Source organism: Pseudoalteromonas sp. 19-MNA-CIBAN-0066, from assembly GCF_040308705.1.
GTDB lineage: Bacteria > Pseudomonadota > Gammaproteobacteria > Enterobacterales > Alteromonadaceae > Pseudoalteromonas > Pseudoalteromonas nigrifaciens.
Genome location: NZ_JBEONZ010000150.1, coordinates 1 through 290, shown reverse-complemented (window position 1 = coordinate 290; position 290 = coordinate 1). Strand labels below are relative to the sequence as shown.

The following is a 290-nucleotide window of genomic DNA, read 5'->3' as shown; positions in this document are numbered from 1 at the left end:
ACAAAAGGCAAAGTAGAGCGAATGGTACGCTATGTGCGCGATAACTTTTATCAGCCATTGGCCACTAAATTATCTGCCCTTGAACTTACTTTGGACGTTGAAACTGCCAATGTTGAAGTCATTAACTGGTTGAACACAGTGGCTAACCAGCGTATTCACGACACAATAAAAGTAAAACCCGCAGATAGATTAAAAGAAGAGCAGACATACCTTCAATCTTTACCCCCGCTCCAACCTGTTGCACCACCACAGCCGGCAGAAGTGAGCATGCCTTTATTTGATATGTCCTT

At 43.4% G+C, this 290-nt stretch carries 1 pseudogene; it reads left to right on the top strand.

The features are described 5' to 3' along the window. Positions 1 to 21 precede the first annotated feature (21 nt). Positions 22 to 290: pseudogene (locus AAEZ18_RS18590) on the top strand (IS21 family transposase); the annotation flags it as partial.